We start from the raw sequence: 17,474 nt of genomic DNA, 5'->3' as shown, positions 1-17,474 counted from the left end.
GGAAGGAAGATAAAATGGCTCGCATTTTCGGCACGTATCGCAACGATTTTCGCAACGGGACCAGCCTGTCCGACGAGATCTTCGGTCGCGACGGCAATGACGTTCTGAACGGCCTTGGCGGCAATGACGAACTCGAAGGCGGAAACGGCAACGACACGCTCGACGGCGGTTCGGGCCATGACGAACTCGAGGGCGGCGCGGGCCATGACCTTCTGAAAGGCGGCCTCGGGAATGACGAGTTGGACGGCGGGTCCGGCGCGGATCGGCTCTGGGGTGGCGTTGGCAATGATGAACTGGACGGCGGTTCGGGGAACGACTACCTGAATGGCGGCGCCGGTCGTGACAAGCTGGAAGGCGGCAAGGGCAACGATGTCCTGACCGGCGGACAGGGGGCCGACATCTTCGAATTCGACTTTGGCGACGGGCGCGACCGGATCACCGACTTCCAGAATGGCGTCGACCGTCTGGAACTGGACGATCTTTCGCTGGCGCAGGTGCGCCATGTCATCAGCACCGCAAAGCAGGTCGGCAGCGATCTGGTGCTGAAGATGGGTGACACCACGATCGTTCTGGACGACTTCAACCGCGCCGATCTGGATGTCAGCGACTTCCTCATCTGAAGCGGCGTCAGGACCCGTCCCGAGACAGGCGCGCCGGCGGTATCCACAGGGTACCGCCGGCAGTCTTGCGTGACCGGATACGGTCCGTTCGGGCCGCACGCGGGCCCTGCCCGTCACCCGGCCTTCAGACTTAACGTGACAAGAAATCCGCCAGCGAGATTTTCAAGCCGCAATGTGCCATCGGCCGCCAGGGCGATCTCATGGGCGAGGGCAAGGCCCACCCCATGGGCTTCGGCCGTGTCCGCGCTGGTTTCGCCGCGTTTCATGATCCGCGAAAGCTGCGCCTCGGCGACGCCCGGGCCATCGTCCTGCACCCCGAGGTCTATCCGGTCGCCACGCCTTGCGGCCCGGATGACGACGCGATTGCGGGCGTGCCGCATGGCATTCTCGGCCAGCGCACCAAGTGCTTCGGTCAGGTCATGGGCATCGATCCGCGCGAAAAGATCATCGGCGATATCGACCCGCAACTCGATGTCATCCCCGCGCGAGGTGCGCCGCAGGACCTTTGCGACATTTCCGGCGACCTGCCCCAGATTGGCACGGCCCTCGCCCCGGATGCGGCTGCGACCGAGTTCATGTTCGACACTGCTGCAGATCGAATCGGCGATCTGATCGATCTCGTCCGCCGCACCGCCATTGCCGCCGTCGCGCAGCCTGCGGGTCTCGCCCAGCAGCGCCTGCAGCGGCGTTTTCAGCGTGTGGGCAAGATCCGCCGCCCGCCTGCGCGCGCGCTCGATCCGGGCATCCCTGTCGTCAAGCAGGTTGTCAATCTCGGTGGCCAGCGGACGGACCTCGTCGGGCATGTCCTGTCCCAACCGGCGGCGCGTGCCGGCAGTCAGCTCCGCGATCCGGTGATGCACCTGCGCAAGGGGCCGCAGGCCAAGCCCGACCTGCATGGCGGAACCCGTTATCAGCATGGCGCCCAGGGCCACGAGAAAGGGGATCACGCCACGCTCGAAATAGCTTCGGGCTTCGTCCAGATTCGCGCGGCTGGTCGCGACCGAGATGCGCAGCGGCACTGCCTGAGGGCCGACCTGCAGAAGCCGGTCCAGCACCAGCAGCCTCTGTTCGTCGGGGCCTTCCGCCTCATAGAGGGCGAACCTGCCTCGCGGCGGGGGCTGCTCCCTGACCGCAAGCTCCGTGTCCCAGAGCGACTGCGAGTGGTAACGGCGCGAGGCAATCTCGATCTGCCAGTACTGGCCGGAATAGGGGCTGAGATAGCGCGGGTCGCCGCCAAGGGTCTTGGGCGGTTCGGTCAGGGGGCGGTCCGGCTCGAACCCGGCCAGGATGACGTTGCTGCGGGCCTCAAGCTCTTGCGCCGCAAGGCGCGTCACCTGGCGGTCGAACAGGATGGTCAGGCCAAGCCAGGACACGGTGATTGCCAGCGTGATCGCCAGCGCCGCACCAAGCGTCAGCCGCCGTCGGATCGATCCGCTTTGCAGGGTCATTCCCCGCTTTCCAGGAAATAGCCGAAGCCGCGGCGGGTCCCGATGACCCCGGGGCCGGTCTTGCGGCGAAGCCGGGCGATGACGGCCTCGATCGCGTTCACGTCACGGGAATCGCTGTCGCCATAGACATGCTCCAGCAATTCGGTCGGCGGCACGACGCGATCCGCGGCATGCAGCAGATAGCTGAGCAGCCGGAATTCAAGCTGGGTGACGCTCAGCATGCGGCCGTCCACGGTCGCGGTCTGGCGGTTGGTATCGATGGACAGCCGCCCCAGCTCCTGGATCGGGTTCATCCGCCCCGACGCCCGCCGGACCAAAGCCCGCGCGCGCGCAACGACCTCTTCCATGCGAAACGGCTTCGGCAGATAGTCGTCGGCCCCGGCATCGATCCCCTCGACCCGCTCGTTCCAGCTGCCCCGCGCCGTCAGGATCAGGACCGGCATGTTCTGCCCCTCGGCCCGCCATCGCTTCAGAAGCGCAAGCCCGTCCAGCGAAGGCAGCCCCAGATCCAGCACCACCAGATCGAAATCCTCGGTTCCGCCGGTGAACCATGCTTCCTCGCCGTCCGAAAGATGCTGGACATGGAAGCCTGCGCGGGACAGGGCATCGGTCAGATCCGCCGCGATCCGCTCGTCATCCTCGACGATCAGGCAGCGCATCGCGGCAGGCTTTTCGTCGGTCTTCGGGCAGGGTCAGTCATCCTCTTCATCCTCGACCTCGATGATCGCCCCGGTCCGGGCGTCGATCTCGACCTCGAAGACGCGGCCCTCGGGGCTGACAAGATCGAATTCGTAGGCAAGTTCATCATCCTCGTATTCAAGCTGGATCTCAATGATCTCGCCTTCAAAACCGGCACGCAGGATATCGAGGATCTGGTCCAGCGGAAGGATTCTGCCCTCCAGCACCGCCGCCCGCGCAGAGCCTGCGTCCAGCCCATCCTCGGGTTCCAGCGGCGGCATTGCGGCGACCTGCGACTGCGCCGGGGCCGCAATCGCATGAAACAGCAGGCAGTTCAGTAGAAGGGCGCGGGTGAACATCCTTCCTGACTATCCCGCCTTGGCTGACATTTCGCTGACAATCTGCATCGGCGGGTCAGGATGAAACACCGACCCCGCGGCAGCGCGTCTCGCGAAACGGCCCGATGCGACGCGCCGTCGATCGCGGCCAAGCGATCCCGCCCTGCATCGCGGGCGGGATCGGCAGCCGGCTAGGCTGCGTATTTCTGTACCGCGCCAGGTCGTTTCGACCATTCCGCATACCAGGTATCGAAAAGCTTCAGCTGCGCCTCGACGAAACCGCGCTGGCTTTCGTTCAGGGCGTCTGTCGGATTGAAGTGCAGGGTGAATTCCGGATACCCCTTCAGGACCATCAGATGCTTGAAATACAGGACCAGGTTCGGCCCTTCATCGAAAGTCGACAGGACGGTCAGTGCCTCTTCCAGTTCCCTTGCGCGGGCGCGGGCCTCGACATCGCCGGCCGCCGCCGCCCGGCACAGCGCGACCAGATGCAGGACTTCCTTCGGCAGCACGCAGCCGATGCCGGTAATGGCGCCGGTCGCCCCGCAGTTGACGAAGCCATGATAGACGCCGGTATCCACACCGATCATCAGCGAGACCTCGTCATCGCGGCTGGTGATGTTTTCGGCGGCATAGCTCATGTCTTCCTTGCCGCCGAATTCCTTGAAGCCGACCAGATTGGGATGTTCGGCGCGCAGGGCGAAGAACAGGTCGGCGCGCGTGGCGAAGCCGTAATAGGGGCTGTTGTAGATCACCGCCGGCAGATCCGGCGCGGCGGCGAGGATGGCCTTGAAATGGTTGCGCTGTGCCTCGAGCGATGGCCCGCGCGACAGGACGCGCGGGATCACCATCAGCCCCTGCGCGCCGACCTCCCGGGCGTGCGTCGCATGCGCGACGGCCAGTCTGGTGTTCACGGCGCCGGTTCCGACGATGACCGGAATGCCGGCACCTACCAGCCGCGCGACCCCTTCCATGCGTTCGGCATCGGTCAGCAGCGGCCAGTCCCCCATCGACCCGCAATAGACCACGGCCGACATGCCGGCCTCGATCAGCATCTGTCCCTCGCGCACAAGCGCGTCAAAATCAGGGGTGCGGTCGGCCTTGCAGGGCGTCATCAGGGCCGGAATCGTTCCGGAAAAGATCTTGGCGGTCATGGAACCTCTCCTGTCATGGGGCGGATGAAGCGCGGCGGTCAGATGCAAAATACACTGTGCATTTTGTTTGTCGACATAATTTTGCGCGTCGCCGGGCTGATTTCATCAGGCAGGGTCATCGCCTCTCAGAGTGTGACCGGACGGCGGCGGTCCTCGGCGATCAGGCGCTGAAGCTGGGCGACGATCTGATCCGCGTGCTGGCTTGCAAGCCGGTCGGCCGCCGCGATGTCGCGGGCTTCGATCGCGGCAATGATATCCTCATGCTCATCGACATAGCGGCGGGGCAGGCGGTCGTCGAAGGACAGGTAATAGATCCGCAGCAGCCGCCGGCCTTCATCCAGCAGCCGGCCGAACAGGCTGACATAATAGGGATTCCGCCCGGCCTCGGCGATGGCGGCGTGCAGATCGCGATTGGTGGCGATCATTGCCAGCGCGTCCTGCGCCTCGACCGCGCGCGCGAAGGCCGCCTGATGGTTGCGGATCACGGCAAGATCGCCGTCGGTACGATATTCGGCCGCAAGCCGGGTGGTGACGCGATACATCAGCGTCATGGCATCGAAAAAATGATGCAGGTTCAGAAAGTCGATATTCGCCACCACGGTCGAGCGGTTGGGCAGGGTCGTCACCAGCCCCTCGCCGGCAAGCCGCACCAGCGCCTCGCGGATCGGGGTGCGGGACATCGACAGCCGTTCGGCCAGCTGGATCTCGTCAACCGGGCTTCCGGGCGGAAGCGCGAGGTTCAGGATATCGTCGCGCAGGATCTCATAGACGAATCTGACGCCTTCACCGCGTTTGCGCTCGGGGGCGGCCGTGTCGCTGGTCTTGGTCATATCGTGCCCTCACAATCCGCGGCCTGAATATTGGCCAGGCGGCAAAGGATCAACGCTGTCACGGCATCTGCCGGCTAGCGTGCGCCCCAGGTGTCACTCATCCGATAGCCCTCGGGCCATGGATCGTCCGGGTCCAGCATGTGCTGATGGATGCCGGTGATCCAGCCCCGCCCCGAGATTTCCGGCAGGATCGCGGGCCTGTCCCCGACGGTCGTGGTGCCGAGGATCCGGCCGCCAAAGGTCGAGCCGATCAGCGAAACCGCCGTCAGGTGATCGGCCTTTGTCATCTGGCCCCGCGCATGCAGCAGCGCCATCCGGGCCGACAGCGCCGTGCCGGTGGGCGAGCGGTCGACCTTGCCCGGCCGGATCGCCACCGCCGCCTTGACCCGCAGCCCGGTCTCGTCGCGCCGCAGCGGGCCGCCGAACAGGCAGAAGCTGAAATGCGTCCAGTCCGGCAGCGTCGGGTGACGGAACTGCAGTTGTTCGTTCGCGGCATTGCTGATCCGGACGCCGAGGCGGGCGATGTCATGGGCCTCATCCGGGGTCATCGCAAAGCCCATGGCGGCGGGGTCGACCACGACGAAACTGTCGCCGCCGAAGGCCGTATCGACGGTCAGGGTGCCGATCCCCTCGACCTCCAGCGCCTGATCCAACAGACCGGCAAAGCTGGGCAGGTTCTGGACGAATATCCGCTGCGCCTTTCCGTCGCGGCATTCGGCCCGGACCCGCACCAGCCCGCCCGGTGCCTCCAGCACCATATGCGTCTCGGGCTCGACCATCGGGATCAGCCCGCCATCCAAAAGCACGGTCGACACGCAGATGGAGTTCGAGCCGGACATGGGCGGCGTATCCTCGGGCTCCATGATGATGAACGCGGCGTCGGCCTCGGGGTGTTTGGGCGGGACCAGCAGGTTGACATGACGAAAGACACCGCCGCGCGGCTCGTTCAGCACGAAGTTGCGCAGGCGGTCATCGCGGGCGATCCAGCGGGACTGTTCCCAGATCGTCTCTCCCGGCGGAGGCAAGACGCCGCCGACGATGACATCGCCGACCTCGCCCTCGGCATGGGCAGAGATGATATGGACGGTCTGTCTGCTGCGCATGATGTGCCCCCTCGTTCAGATATCGGCGATATGCCGCGCCAGCCAGACCGGGCGCCCGGCCGGAGCATGGCCTGTCACGGCAGCCTCCACGCAATCGGAGAGGCTGCCAAAGCGCAGCGCGCGTCCCGACAGGCCGGGACCGTAATGGGCGTATTTGCCCGAGTTTGTCATTACCGTGCGGGTGGCAGGCGGAAAGACCGGCTCGGTGATCGAGCACCAGCAGAGGTCGGGGACGATCTGCACCCCGGCAGTTGTCAGAAATGCCATCGTTCCATCGTCCGTCAGCTCCGCGATCGTGCCGCGACCCGTGGTGACGATCGTCGCGATCCGCACCGACCGCCCCGCCAGCAGGCGGGCCAGCGATCGACATTCCATGGCCGACGCATGGGGGCTGCCGATGGCGATCAGATCCACCTGCCCCGGCCCCCGGTTCAGATCGTGCCACGCCCGCGCGAAATCGGCAGGCCCGATATGCCGAAGATCGGCATCGTTGAGGGCCGCGCCGGCCGCTTCGGGGGTCACGCCCTCGACATGCAGCATGGGCGCCGCCGAGGTCGTGCCGAAGGCCGCGCAAAGGGCCTTCAGGTCGTCGGCGGTTGGCGCCTGCGCCGCAAGCCCGCGCAGCAGCGGGATCCTGTCCGGCGACGCCAGCCCGGAAAGATAGCCGACCAGCGGCCAGATCGCATCGTCGCAAGCATCCGGCAGGTCGAAATCCAGCACCCGTGCCGCGCCTCGCCCTTCGTCCAGATAGACCCCGGCCAGCGGCGCCCGTCCGGTCACGGCGATGCAGAGGTCAAGATAGTCGGGATGCTTCTGCGTGCGGGCGCCAAGGACGGAATTGGCATAGATCACGGCATTGGATTCCGACCAGGCGATATCTTCGCCCCGGACCGGAGGGCCTTCGAGCAGATAGGGTGCGCAGGTAAAACTGGGCTGGCAGCCCATCCGCGTATAGGCATCGGCCAGCCGCGACGCCTGATCGCCGAACAGGGGCGGCACGCCCTGTGCCCGCCAGTTCCGGCGATCCACCGATATCGCATTGATGGTCGTCGGCACCCGCACCCTGGCGCCAAGCTGGGCCATGCGCTCGGCAAAGATCAGGTTTGCGGAATGGGCCAGAATGCAGCCGTCGACATGACCGCGAGAGATGTCGATCAGGCCGGCCGCACCCTGATTGCGTGCCATGGCACAGACGATCCGCATGGCAAGGGCTGCGGCCTCGCCGTCGCGCCCCGCAAGTATGGCGCAGTCATCCCCGGTCAGGGTCAGGGCGCCGTCGGGCAGGGGCGCGGCGGGGATATTCACCCTCTCGCCAATGATGGCATCGTCGGTGATGGTCAGGCGGGCTTCATCCGACAGGCGGGCGAGATCGGCGGCCGCCACCCGCAGGACGGGCAGGCAGGTGCCGAACATCTCGGCCCCGATCAGACCTCCCAGCGTCAGCGTGTCTTCAGGTTCCGAAAATATGACCGCCGCCGGAGCATTGCCGCGGATCAGCATGTCCAGAATGACGCCCGAGCCGGAACAGGATCCCCGCGTGGTCGGCATCAGCAGCACCGATCCCGCGAGATCCGTGCCATGGGCCGGATGATGAATGTCGATCACCCGCGCGGTTTCCGGATCGACCCCGCCCCAGAAGCTGAGGCCCTGATCCATGGCCGCGACCGGCCCCTCGGCCGTTCCGGGCAGGATGCGGGTCGCCGTCATGTCACCACGAAGCCATGCGCGAAGGGATCGCGTTCGTCGATGAAGATGGTGTTGTAGCCGGTCATCCGCGCCCATCCGGCGATGGAGGGGATGATCGCCTTGCGCCCCGCGACCTGTGTTTCAGCCTCGACCCGGCCCTTGAAGATCGAACCGATGATGCTTTCGTGCCAGAACTCGTCGCCCGCCTTGAGCCTGCCCTTGGCGCAGAGCTGTGCCATCCGGGCCGAGGTTCCGGTCCCACAGGGCGAACGGTCGATGGCCTTGTCCCCGTAGAAGACGGCGTTGCGGGCATGCGCCCCGGCTGTCACCGGTGCCCCGGTCCAGAGGATATGCGACAGCCCCTTGATCTGCGGATGCTCGGGATGGACAAACTCGTATTTCGCGTTCAGCGCGGCGCGCAGTCTGGGCGAGAAGCCGATCAACTGGCCCGCGGTGAAATCGGCCATGTCGCGGAAATTCTTCTGCGGCTCGACGATGGCGTAGAAATTGCCGCCATAGGCGACATCCACGACGATCTCGCCCAGGCCCTCGACCTCGGCGGTCAGGCCCTCGGCATGAAGAAAGCTGGGGACGTTGGTCAGGCGCACCTCTTCGACAAAGCGGCCCTGCTGCAGATAGGCGATATCGACCTTGCCCGCCGGGGTCTCGATCGACAGGCGGCCGGGTTCGCGGGGATGGATAAGCCCATTCTCGATCCCCATGGTGATCGTGCCGATGGTGCCGTGCCCGCACATGGCGAGGCAGCCCGAGGTTTCGATGAACAGTACGGCGACGTCGCAATCGGGGCGTGTCGGCGGGTAAAGGATGCTGCCCGACATCATGTCATGGCCGCGCGGCTCGAACATCAGGCCGGTGCGGATCCAGTCGAAGTCGCGCAGGAAATGGGCGCGTCTTTCCAGCATGTTCGCGCCCTCCAGCCGGGGGGCGCCGCTGGCGACGAGGCGGACCGGATTGCCGCAGGTATGGCCGTCGATGCAGGAAAAGGTATGGGTGGTCATGTCAGAACCTCGTGGCCGAGAATGGGCCGATGTCGATCGCGGGCGGCCTGCTGGTGACGAGGTCGGCGACAAGACGCGCCGTGCCCGCCGATTGTGTCAGTCCCAGATGACCATGGCCGAAGGCATAGATCACATGCGGCGAGGCCGAGGACCTGCCGATGACCGGCAGGGTATCGGGCAGCGAGGGGCGAAACCCCATCCATTGCCGCCCCCCTTCGGTCTTCAGGCCGGGCAGGAAGGATTTCGCCTTGCGCAGCATGGCCTCGGCGCGTTTGTAGTTCGGCGGCAGATCGAGCCCGCCCAGTTCCACCGCGCCGCCGATACGGATGCCGCTGTCCAGCTTCGAGACGACAAAACCATGCCCGCCGAAGACAAGCTGCAGGCGCAGGTCCAGCGCGTCGGGTGGCAGGGTGGTGTTATAGCCGCGTTCGGTCTCAAGCGGGATGTCGTCGCCGAGGGCGCGGGCCAGCGGACGCGAGAACGCCCCGGCGGCGATGACGGCATGGCCCGCACGCTGGCCGTCAACCTCGATGCCGTTGCCCAAGGGCCGCAGCGTTGATATCGCGGCCTGCCCGATCTGGCCGCCTGCGGCACGGAACCGCGCGGCCAGGGCCAGAACGTAATCCTTCGGATCCGAGATCGAGCACCAGCCCGGGGTAAACGTGCCCCGGACGAACCGCGGGGACAGGCCGGGCTGCAATTCGGCGATGCCGGCAGCATTCAGATGCCGGAACTCGATCCCGTGATCGTCGCGGATCTGCCAGCCGGGCAAGGCGCCCTGGAACTCGGCCTCGGATTCGTAGAGTTGCAGGCTGCCGTTCCGGCGCAGCATGCCCTGGGTTCCCGTGGCGGCCAGAAACGGCGCCAGCTCATCGCGCGACAGATCCATCAGCGCGGTCTGTACCGTCGTCGAATGCGCGACGCGGGCAGGCGCGCAGGCGCGCCAGAAGCGGTACATCCACGGCGCGATGCGCAGGGCATAGGACGGCGGCACGGCCAGCGGGCCAAGCGGGTCCAGAAGCCATCCTGGCGCCTTCTTCAGAATGCCGGGCGACGCCAGAGGCAGGATATCACTGAAGGCGAAGGCGCCGGCATTTCCGGCCGATGCCCCGGCCGCCGGCCCCTCGCGGTCGAGGACGGTGACCTTCAGCCCCCGTGCCTGCAGCACCAGCGCCGCGGAAAGCCCGATGACCCCGGCGCCAATGACGATCACATCGGGTTGCGACATGGCCCCGGGTCCTAATGCGTGGCGGCCAGGAAGCGCTGCAATTCCGGGTCCTTCGGATTGTCGAACAGGTCGGCCGGTGGTGCGATCTCGGCCATGACGCCCTTGTGGAAGAACGCCACCCGGTCCGAGACCTCGCGGGCGAATTTCATCTCGTGGGTCACGCAGATCATGGTCATGCCCTCCGAGGCAAGCAGGCGCAGCGTATCCAGCACCTCGCCGACAAGCTGCGGATCAAGCGCCGAGGTCACCTCGTCGAACAGCATGTAATCGGGCGTCATCGCCAGCGCGCGGGCGATCGCCATGCGCTGTTGCTGACCCCCCGAAAGACGGCCGGGATAGACGTCCAGCTTGTCGCCCAGCCCGACATGAGTCAGTTGCCTGACCGCCATTTCTTCGGCCTCGGCCTTCGATTGCCTCAGCACCTTGCGCGGCGCCAGCATGACGTTTTCCTTCACCGTCAGATGCGGAAATGCGTTCCATTGCTGGAACACGATGCCGATCTTCTGGCGCAGCCTGTTGAGGTTGGTGGTCTTGGCGTGAACCTCGGTCCCATCGACGAGGATCCTGCCCGCGTTGATCGGCTCAAGCCCGTTGATGCAGGTCAGCAGCGTCGACTTGCCCGAACCCGAGCCGCCGATCACCGTCAGCACTTCGCCCCTGGGCACGGTCAGGTCGATGCCTTTCAGGACCTCCAGCGAGCCAAAGGATTTGCGGACGTTCTCGATCTCAATCATTGGACCACCGTTTTTCCAGATAGCCGCCGAAACGCGCGACGGGAAAGCTGATGACAAAGTAGAACGCGCCGCAGATCATCAGCAGCAGCAGCGGTTCCTGCAGGCGCGTGATCAGGATTTGCGTGGATTTCAGAAGCTCGGTCACCTGCACGACATAGACGAGGGCCGAATCCTTCATGACGCCCAGTGCCAGCCCGATCCAGCTGGGCAATGCGACCCGCGTGGCCAGCGGCAGCACGATGCTGCGCATGTCCTGCGCCCAGGTCATCCCGAGCGAGCGAGCGGCGCGGCGAAGGGTCAGGGGCACGGCCTCGATCCCGCCGCGCACGATCTCGGCGCAATAGGCCGAGGTGTAAAGCGTCAGCACGATGCAGGCGACGGTCAGCCCCGACATGCCGAGCCGCAGCACCGTGCCAAGGAACGCATAGGTCAGCACAAGCTGGATCAGCAGCGGGATCGAGCGGAAGATGTCCAGCACGAACATCAGCGGCGCGGACCAGAAGGGCCCGAGCTGATAGCGGATCACCCCGAAGACGATGCCGAGGATCGTCCCGAAGAACACCGAGATCGCGGTCACGAAGATGGTCATCCCCGCGCCCTTGGCGAGGAAGATGAAGTCGTTTGCGGTCAGTGCGGTATCGAACATGGCCACCCCCCTTCAATACCGGAACAGACGCCGCGAGATCAGCCAGGCGCCGGCCTGGATGATCTTGACGATGACGTAGAAGATGACCGCGGCGATCGCGAACAGCTCGAAGGTGCGGAAGGTCAGCGCGTTCAGATCCTGGGTCACGCCATAGAGATCCATGTTCATGCCGACGGTGACGCCAAGCGAGGTCATCAGCACCGCCCAGACCATCTGATTGGTGATCGTCGGGAACGAGATGCGGATCATCTGCGGCAGCACGATGAAGCGGAAGGCCTGCAGGTCCGACATGCCAAGCGAGCGGCCCGCACGCGGCTGCGTGTCCGGAATCGCCTTCAGCGCACCGCGGAAGTTTTCCGCCAGATAGCCCGCATTGTTGAAGGTGATCCCCAGCAGCAGCGAGGAATAGGGGCTGAGATGGATGCCGATTCCGGCCAGCCCGAAATGCGCCATGTAGATCTGGAACAGTGCCGGCGTGTTACGGGCGATCTCGACCCAGGTTGTCGCGACACCGGACAGGACGCGATTGCCGGAACGCCGGAACAGCGTCAGCAGGATGGCTAGCACGATGCCGAGGATCATCGACAGGATCGCGACCTGCATGGTGATCAGCGCACCGTCCAGCATCTCGGGCAGACGGTTCCAGGCCTGCTTCCACTGGAATCTGTAGTTGAACATGTCCGCCTTCCTTTGTCAGGGAACGGCGGCGCGGACGCTTCCGCGCCGCCCGTCAGGCGGAAGCCTCAGCGATAGACGCCGGGGATGGTCAGGTCGGCGGGTTCACCGTCACCCACCCATTTCTTGTAAAGCTCGGCATAGCGGCCGGTGCGGACCTGCTGGTTGATGAACAGGTTCATGTAGTTGATCAGGCCCTGCTCCTCGCGCAGCGTGATGAGCGCGACATAGTCGGGCACCATCGGCGCCTTGTCGACGATCTTGATGCCGGGGAACTTGCCCGATTCCACGTTCGCCTCGGCCACCTCCACGGTCGAGACCGTCGCATCAAGCTGGCCCTGGCTAAGGGCCAGGAACACATCGGCCTGGTTCTGATAGGGACGGAACTCGCCCTCGCCCCATTCCTTGACCTTGCCCTCCAGCCAGATCGCCTCATAGGTGCCGGCGGTGGCGCCCACCGTCTTGCCCTTCATGCCCTCCCAATCGGCCATCTCGACGCCCTCATTGGCGACAACCGCGTTTTCGAAGGCATAGTAGGGAATGGTGAAGCCGACGGTCTTTGCCCGTTCCAGCGTATCGGAGGTCGAGGCCACGGCCACGTCCACCTGACCGGACACGAGCGCGGGAATACGCTCGGGGAAGGTTGTCTCGACGACTTCGGCTTCGACGCCGAGGGCTTTCGCCAGATCGTTGCAATAATCGACGTCGAAGCCCTGCGGATTGTTATCTGCATCGCGCGAGCCCATCGGCGGAAAATCCAGCACGACGGCACAGCGCAGCGTGCCCGAACTGATGACGTCGTCCAGAAGATCGGCGGTGGCGGAGCCGCTGATGGCAATTGTCGCGATGGCCGCGATGCTCGGCAACGAGACTTTCATTTTTGGTATTCCTCCCTGTTTGGCGGTTCGGCTTGTACCGACCTGACCCTAGTTTCTTTTCCTCCCTGCCAGCCTAAAAGGCAATAATAAAATATTTTATGTATTTACCAAATATACCGATACACAGCGCCTGGACCGCCGTACCTGTGCGTCCGGTCCCGGATTTGCCGCCATATCAGCGGGTGTCCGGTCGGCTGTGGTACCCCCAACCCGTCCTCCCGAGGAAATGGTCACAACCTCGTCCCTGACAGCATGGCGGCCGCGTTCAACTGATCCCGCAGGTTGAGCACCTGTCTGTCACCGAAGTCTGGCCCCCGATCGCCAGCGCCGGCCTATGTCGTCATGTCCCTGTTCGGGCTGCTGACCCGCATATCGGATAAGCCAAAATCCGCCGGTATACCAAGGTATTCTTTTAATATGCTGTTTTCAATAAGATTTATTTTGGAGTATCCGCCACCAGAGATTGTAGACTCACTTCCCGCACCGCTTCAATATTGAACCTGTCCGACGGTTGGCGGGCATTCCCAGCTCTGCCCCGTCGTGCCCGAGTGCAACAGGACCATGCAGCCTCGACTACCAAAGGTTGTTCAACAGGGGGTCAAGCCATGCCGACACCGACACAACCCAACGACCTGGCCAGTGAAGAATGGTGGGTCAATGACCAGACGCCGGATAACCCATTCGGCAAGAGCGAGGATTACGAGGGCTATCTGGACTATCTCGGCGCGCTGAGGCGTTCCATCACGCCCGAAATCGCGGCCGAGACGATCGTGATCAATGTCACCGAACTAAACGATCATCCTGACTACAAGGCCGCCGCCATCGGCGCGCTGCAGATGTGGTCCGCGGTCACGCCGATGGTCTTCGAGATCGTCGATGACCGGCCCTTCAACCCGGCAACCGACTGGATCGAGGTTGTCAGCCCCGAGATCGGCGAAGGCAGCGACGGAAGTGCCTTTTCGGCCAACCGCTATGTCAGTATCGGCCAGCGCTTTCACGACACCGAGCCGGACCTGACGGATATCGGCGGCTATGTGTTTGATTCCTTCATCCATGAATTCGGCCACGAATTCGGCCTGAACCACCCCGGCCTCTACAATTACAGCGGCCCGGGCGGGGTGCAGATCAACTACCTGAACAACGCGACCTGGACCTATGACCGCCAGCAATACAGCGTCATGTCCTATTTCGACGGCATCGACGTGGGCGAGGATACCCGCTGGTCCGCCTCGACCCCGCTGATGGCGGATATCGAGGCGGTGATCCGCCGGTTCTACTCGACCGTCGATGACGCCGGCGTGCGGACCTATCAGACGATCAACCTGAACACCGGCGACGACACCTACGGCTTCAACAGCGCCATGTACGGGTATCAGCTGACCGCCTCGGGGATGCAGCACGATATTGGCTTCGTGATCCACGACACCGGCGGCGTCGATACGGTAGACTTCTCGGGCTCGACCGCCGGCACGATCCTCGACCTGCGCGCGGGCCGGTTTTCCAGCGTCAATGGCCACAGCAACAACGTCTCGATCTTTGCCGGGCACAATGCCGACCCGACCGAGTATTATATCGAGAACGGCATCGGCAGCGCCCATGACGACATCATCATCGGCAATGACGGCGACAACGTCATTGACGGGCGCGGCGGCAACGACCGGATGGCGGGATATGGCGGCGACGACACCTATTTCGTCGATTCCGCGGATGATATCGTGCACGAGGACGCCGACGGCGGCAATGATACCGTCATCGTCCTGACCAGTGGCCTCGATCTTGGCGCGATCGAGAATGTCGAAAACATCATCTATGTCGATGGAACCCCGACCGGGCCGGTTGACGGCGGCGACGGAACCCCGCCCAGCGGCGGCGGTGCGCTGGACGGCATCGTCTTCGGGGACGCGGGCAACAATACGCTGGACGGCGGTGCCGGCGGCCAGACGATCTTCGGCCTCGACGGCGACGACCTGATCACCGGTGGCCGGGACTCGCTGGCCAGCCGCGATATCAACAACACCATCGACATCGCCGATCTCGACGACCAGACCGAAAGCGACGACGGCAATGACGCGCTTTATGGCGGCCGGGGCGACGACACGATCATGGGCGGCGCCGGCAACGATACGCTGGACGGCGGCGAGGGTGACGACCTGCTGCGCGGGCAGGACGGCATCGACGTGTTCCGCGGCGGCGCCGGCAGCGACACCGTCGATTTCAGCATGGAAAGCCCCTTCCAACTGCTGGTGAACCTCGAACTGAACATCGCCAGCGGCGGCACGGCTTCCGGCGACACCTTCTACAGCATCGAGAACCTGATCGGGTCCGACGACCGGATCGACCGTTTCATCGGGACCGCGGCGGCCAACCACTTCATCGGTCAGGGCGGCGGCGATGTCTTCAATGGCCGCGACGGCAATGATCTTCTGGACGGCGGGCGCGACGGCGACCTCCTCTATGGCGAGGGCGGCAATGACACGCTGATCGGCGGATCCGAGCAGGACTATCTGCACGGCGGCGCCGGGATCGACACGGTCGTCTATTCGGGCAGCAGCTCGGGCGTCATCATCAACCTCGCGACCGGCTCGGCCCAGGGCGGTCACGGAACCGGGCCGGTCCAGATCGTCGGGCGCGGCACGACTCTGAGAAATGATATCCTGGTCGAGGTCGAGAATGCGATCGGTTCGTTCCACGATGACAAGCTGATCGGCGATGCCCTGGTCAACGAGCTTTCGGGTGGCGCGGGCGACGATACGCTGACCGGTGGCGGGGGCGCCGACTTCCTGAACGGCGGCGCCGGCCGCGATACCGCCGATTACTCGGATTCGGCCGTCGGGCTGAATCTCAGCCTCGCCAGGAACGCACTGGCGGGCGACCGGTTCACCTCGATCGAAAACCTGTCCGGCACGGGCTTTGACGACCGTCTGCGCGGGGATCGCGCCGCGAACGTGCTGATCGGACAGGGCGGCGATGATCGTCTGCAGGGCGCGGCCGGCGACGACACCCTGCTTGGCGACTTCGCCGATCAGGGCGATGGCCCGGCCTCGCCGGGCATGGGCACCGGCTATGTCACGCTTGGCCCGGATGCGACCAACAATTCGATCGCGACCGCCTTTGATCTGTCGAACAACTTCTCGCTGGCGGAAGACCCCGACATCTTTGATTCGACCACGGTGCTGCACACCACAGTCAACGCCACGGGGAACGGACTGGGCGGCTACTACCGCATTGATCTGGCGGCAGGGACTGTGCTTTCCATCGACATCGATGGCATTGCGGACCCCAATGTCCATGACAGCTGGGTCCTCCTGCTGGACAGCGGCGGAAATGTCGTCGCCCAGAACGACGATGGCGGCGGCGATCCGGGTTCGACCAGCGGCCGCGATTCAAGCACCGTCTTCCTGGTCGAGGAAACCGGCACCTACTATATCCTCGAAGGCAGCTGGTCGCCGACCGCGCCGGGTTCCGGATGGTCGGAATCGGTGCCGGTGGGTTCGACCTACAAGTTGAACGTCTCGGTCGACTTCCCCGACGTTCCGCCGCCTCCGGGCGCTGCCGGGTCCGATGTGCTGAACGGTGGCCAGGGCAGCGACCTGCTGGACGGCGGTCTGGCGGCCGACCGGCTGATCGGCGGCCAGGGCGAGGATTCCTTCCGCTTCTCGACCGCGTTGGGGGACGGCAACATCGACCGGATCGCGGACTTCAATGTGGCCGACGATATCATCCTGCTGGATCGGGCGATCTTCACCGAGGCGGGCGCCGAGGGTGCGCTGTCCTTCGGCGCCTTCCACAAAAGCTCGGCCGGCACGGCAGCGGATGCCAACGACCGCATCATCTATGACACCGACAGCGGGCGACTGTCCTATGACGCCGACGGGTCTGGTTCGGGGGCGGCGGTGCAGTTCGCACGGCTCGGCTCCAGCCTGAACCTGACAGCCGAGGACTTTTATATCATCGGCTAGCCCGCGCCCCGGACATCCGCGTTGGTGGCCCCGAATTCCGGTCGCCAACGTGTCACCGACGGAGAGAGTGATGAAACGCCTTACCGATCGCCGCATGATCCTGCTGGCCGCCGGCACCGTGGTCTTTGCCGCCTTCGCCGATCACGGCGCGGCGCAGACGAATACCGTCGGCGGGACCGTGGAATTCGCAGACGGCGCCCCCATTCCCAAGGGTCTGCTGAAGGTCTTTCTGAAGGGCGTCGAGCCGCCGAAGCAGGCGCGCGGCACCGGCGCGCAGAATGACACCATCGAAAGCACCGGCAAGGCGCAGGTCATCGCGTTCTCGCTCGACCTGCCATCCGGCGCCAGAGCGACCAGCCCGCGACAGATCGTCGCACAGCTGGAGCGCGAGGATGGCTGGCTGCTGGCGCGGGGCAGCGCGCTGATCGAACCCGGCCAGCCCGTCGTGATCGAGCTTGCGACCGTGATGTACTGACCT

General features: G+C 64.8%; 16 protein-coding genes. 3 read left to right on the top strand and 13 right to left on the bottom strand.

Annotation, left to right across the window (positions count from 1 at the left end; genetic code table 11):
* Nucleotides 1-14: 14 nt before the first annotated feature.
* Nucleotides 15-620: a calcium-binding protein gene (locus tag KNW02_RS11635; protein ID WP_216033442.1), complete on the top strand. Its 606-nt coding sequence runs from the start codon at nucleotides 15-17 to the stop codon at nucleotides 618-620.
* A gap of 113 nt (nucleotides 621-733) precedes the next feature.
* Here the strand turns inward: KNW02_RS11635 and KNW02_RS11630 are convergent, their stop codons facing one another.
* The 13 genes from KNW02_RS11630 to KNW02_RS11570 form a co-directional block, all read right to left on the bottom strand.
* On the bottom strand, nucleotides 734-2,068 hold the full coding sequence (locus KNW02_RS11630) for a sensor histidine kinase (RefSeq protein ID WP_216033441.1): 1,335 nt from the start codon (nucleotides 2,066-2,068) through the stop codon (nucleotides 734-736).
* A complete protein-coding gene (locus KNW02_RS11625) occupies nucleotides 2,065-2,727 on the bottom strand; it encodes a response regulator transcription factor (RefSeq protein ID WP_216033440.1) in 663 nt (220 codons plus the stop codon). Before KNW02_RS11625 ends, KNW02_RS11630 begins: the two co-directional genes overlap by 4 nt.
* A gap of 33 nt (nucleotides 2,728-2,760) precedes the next feature.
* A complete protein-coding gene (locus tag KNW02_RS11620; protein ID WP_216033439.1) occupies nucleotides 2,761-3,105 on the bottom strand; it encodes a PepSY domain-containing protein in 345 nt (114 codons plus the stop codon).
* A gap of 170 nt (nucleotides 3,106-3,275) precedes the next feature.
* Complete coding sequence (locus KNW02_RS11615) at nucleotides 3,276-4,238, bottom strand: dihydrodipicolinate synthase family protein (protein WP_216033438.1); 963 nt, start codon at nucleotides 4,236-4,238, stop codon at nucleotides 3,276-3,278.
* Nucleotides 4,239-4,363: 125 nt separating this feature from the next.
* Nucleotides 4,364-5,068 (bottom strand): GntR family transcriptional regulator, encoded by a 705-nt coding sequence (locus KNW02_RS11610; protein WP_216033437.1) that lies wholly within the window; start codon nucleotides 5,066-5,068, stop codon nucleotides 4,364-4,366.
* A gap of 74 nt (nucleotides 5,069-5,142) precedes the next feature.
* A complete protein-coding gene (locus tag KNW02_RS11605; protein ID WP_216033436.1) occupies nucleotides 5,143-6,171 on the bottom strand; it encodes a trans-3-hydroxy-L-proline dehydratase in 1,029 nt (342 codons plus the stop codon).
* 15 nt (nucleotides 6,172-6,186) lie between these two features.
* Nucleotides 6,187-7,878, bottom strand: a complete 1,692-nt coding sequence (gene lhpI / locus KNW02_RS11600) for a cis-3-hydroxy-L-proline dehydratase (protein ID WP_216033435.1) — start codon at nucleotides 7,876-7,878, stop codon at nucleotides 6,187-6,189.
* Nucleotides 7,875-8,876: a 4-hydroxyproline epimerase gene (locus KNW02_RS11595; RefSeq protein WP_216033434.1), complete on the bottom strand. Its 1,002-nt coding sequence runs from the start codon at nucleotides 8,874-8,876 to the stop codon at nucleotides 7,875-7,877. Before KNW02_RS11595 ends, lhpI begins: the two co-directional genes overlap by 4 nt.
* Before the next feature lies 1 nt (nucleotide 8,877).
* Nucleotides 8,878-10,104: an NAD(P)/FAD-dependent oxidoreductase gene (locus tag KNW02_RS11590; protein WP_216033433.1), complete on the bottom strand. Its 1,227-nt coding sequence runs from the start codon at nucleotides 10,102-10,104 to the stop codon at nucleotides 8,878-8,880.
* A gap of 11 nt (nucleotides 10,105-10,115) precedes the next feature.
* Nucleotides 10,116-10,838, bottom strand: coding sequence for an amino acid ABC transporter ATP-binding protein (locus KNW02_RS11585; RefSeq protein WP_216033432.1), 723 nt, complete (start codon nucleotides 10,836-10,838; stop codon nucleotides 10,116-10,118).
* Nucleotides 10,831-11,484 carry an amino acid ABC transporter permease gene (locus tag KNW02_RS11580; RefSeq protein ID WP_216033431.1) on the bottom strand — a complete coding sequence of 218 codons (654 nt, stop codon included), beginning with the start codon at nucleotides 11,482-11,484 and terminating at the stop codon, nucleotides 10,831-10,833. The genes KNW02_RS11585 and KNW02_RS11580 overlap by 8 nt, the downstream gene beginning before the upstream one ends.
* A 12-nt stretch (nucleotides 11,485-11,496) precedes the next feature.
* A complete protein-coding gene (locus tag KNW02_RS11575; protein WP_216033430.1) occupies nucleotides 11,497-12,162 on the bottom strand; it encodes an amino acid ABC transporter permease in 666 nt (221 codons plus the stop codon).
* Nucleotides 12,163-12,227: 65 nt separating this feature from the next.
* Complete coding sequence (locus tag KNW02_RS11570) at nucleotides 12,228-13,037, bottom strand: ABC transporter substrate-binding protein (RefSeq protein WP_216033429.1); 810 nt, start codon at nucleotides 13,035-13,037, stop codon at nucleotides 12,228-12,230.
* Nucleotides 13,038-13,642: 605 nt separating this feature from the next.
* On the opposite strand from KNW02_RS11570, the gene KNW02_RS21165 reads away from it, so the two are divergent.
* Nucleotides 13,643-16,996 (top strand): M10 family metallopeptidase C-terminal domain-containing protein, encoded by a 3,354-nt coding sequence (locus KNW02_RS21165; RefSeq protein ID WP_216033428.1) that lies wholly within the window; start codon nucleotides 13,643-13,645, stop codon nucleotides 16,994-16,996.
* A 70-nt stretch (nucleotides 16,997-17,066) separates the two neighbouring features.
* Nucleotides 17,067-17,471, top strand: a complete 405-nt coding sequence (locus KNW02_RS11560; protein WP_216033427.1) for a hypothetical protein — start codon at nucleotides 17,067-17,069, stop codon at nucleotides 17,469-17,471.
* Nucleotides 17,472-17,474 lie beyond the last annotated feature (3 nt).

This window comes from Paracoccus marinaquae (assembly GCF_018860165.1).
Classification (GTDB): domain Bacteria; phylum Pseudomonadota; class Alphaproteobacteria; order Rhodobacterales; family Rhodobacteraceae; genus Paracoccus; species Paracoccus marinaquae.
This window is presented reverse-complemented; position numbering and strand designations above follow the sequence as displayed.

Bases quoted from the DNA above. Each gene is read 5' to 3' on its own strand.
- KNW02_RS11630 (WP_216033441.1), bottom strand. From the start codon at position 2,068: ATGACCCTGCAAAGCGGATCGATCCGACGGCGGCTGACGCTTGGTGCG.
- lhpI (WP_216033435.1), bottom strand. From the start codon at position 7,878: ATGACGGCGACCCGCATCCTGCCCGGAACGGCCGAGGGGCCGGTCGCG.
- KNW02_RS11570 (WP_216033429.1), bottom strand. From the start codon at position 13,037: ATGAAAGTCTCGTTGCCGAGCATCGCGGCCATCGCGACAATTGCCATC.
- KNW02_RS11615 (WP_216033438.1), bottom strand. From the start codon at position 4,238: ATGACCGCCAAGATCTTTTCCGGAACGATTCCGGCCCTGATGACGCCC.
- KNW02_RS11595 (WP_216033434.1), bottom strand. From the start codon at position 8,876: ATGACCACCCATACCTTTTCCTGCATCGACGGCCATACCTGCGGCAAT.
- KNW02_RS21165 (WP_216033428.1), top strand. From the start codon at position 13,643: ATGCCGACACCGACACAACCCAACGACCTGGCCAGTGAAGAATGGTGG.
- KNW02_RS11610 (WP_216033437.1), bottom strand. From the start codon at position 5,068: ATGACCAAGACCAGCGACACGGCCGCCCCCGAGCGCAAACGCGGTGAA.
- KNW02_RS11635 (WP_216033442.1), top strand. From the start codon at position 15: ATGGCTCGCATTTTCGGCACGTATCGCAACGATTTTCGCAACGGGACC.
- KNW02_RS11580 (WP_216033431.1), bottom strand. From the start codon at position 11,484: ATGTTCGATACCGCACTGACCGCAAACGACTTCATCTTCCTCGCCAAG.
- KNW02_RS11585 (WP_216033432.1), bottom strand. From the start codon at position 10,838: ATGATTGAGATCGAGAACGTCCGCAAATCCTTTGGCTCGCTGGAGGTC.
- KNW02_RS11560 (WP_216033427.1), top strand. From the start codon at position 17,067: ATGAAACGCCTTACCGATCGCCGCATGATCCTGCTGGCCGCCGGCACC.
- KNW02_RS11590 (WP_216033433.1), bottom strand. From the start codon at position 10,104: ATGTCGCAACCCGATGTGATCGTCATTGGCGCCGGGGTCATCGGGCTT.
- KNW02_RS11625 (WP_216033440.1), bottom strand. From the start codon at position 2,727: ATGCGCTGCCTGATCGTCGAGGATGACGAGCGGATCGCGGCGGATCTG.
- KNW02_RS11575 (WP_216033430.1), bottom strand. From the start codon at position 12,162: ATGTTCAACTACAGATTCCAGTGGAAGCAGGCCTGGAACCGTCTGCCC.
- KNW02_RS11620 (WP_216033439.1), bottom strand. From the start codon at position 3,105: ATGTTCACCCGCGCCCTTCTACTGAACTGCCTGCTGTTTCATGCGATT.
- KNW02_RS11605 (WP_216033436.1), bottom strand. From the start codon at position 6,171: ATGCGCAGCAGACAGACCGTCCATATCATCTCTGCCCATGCCGAGGGC.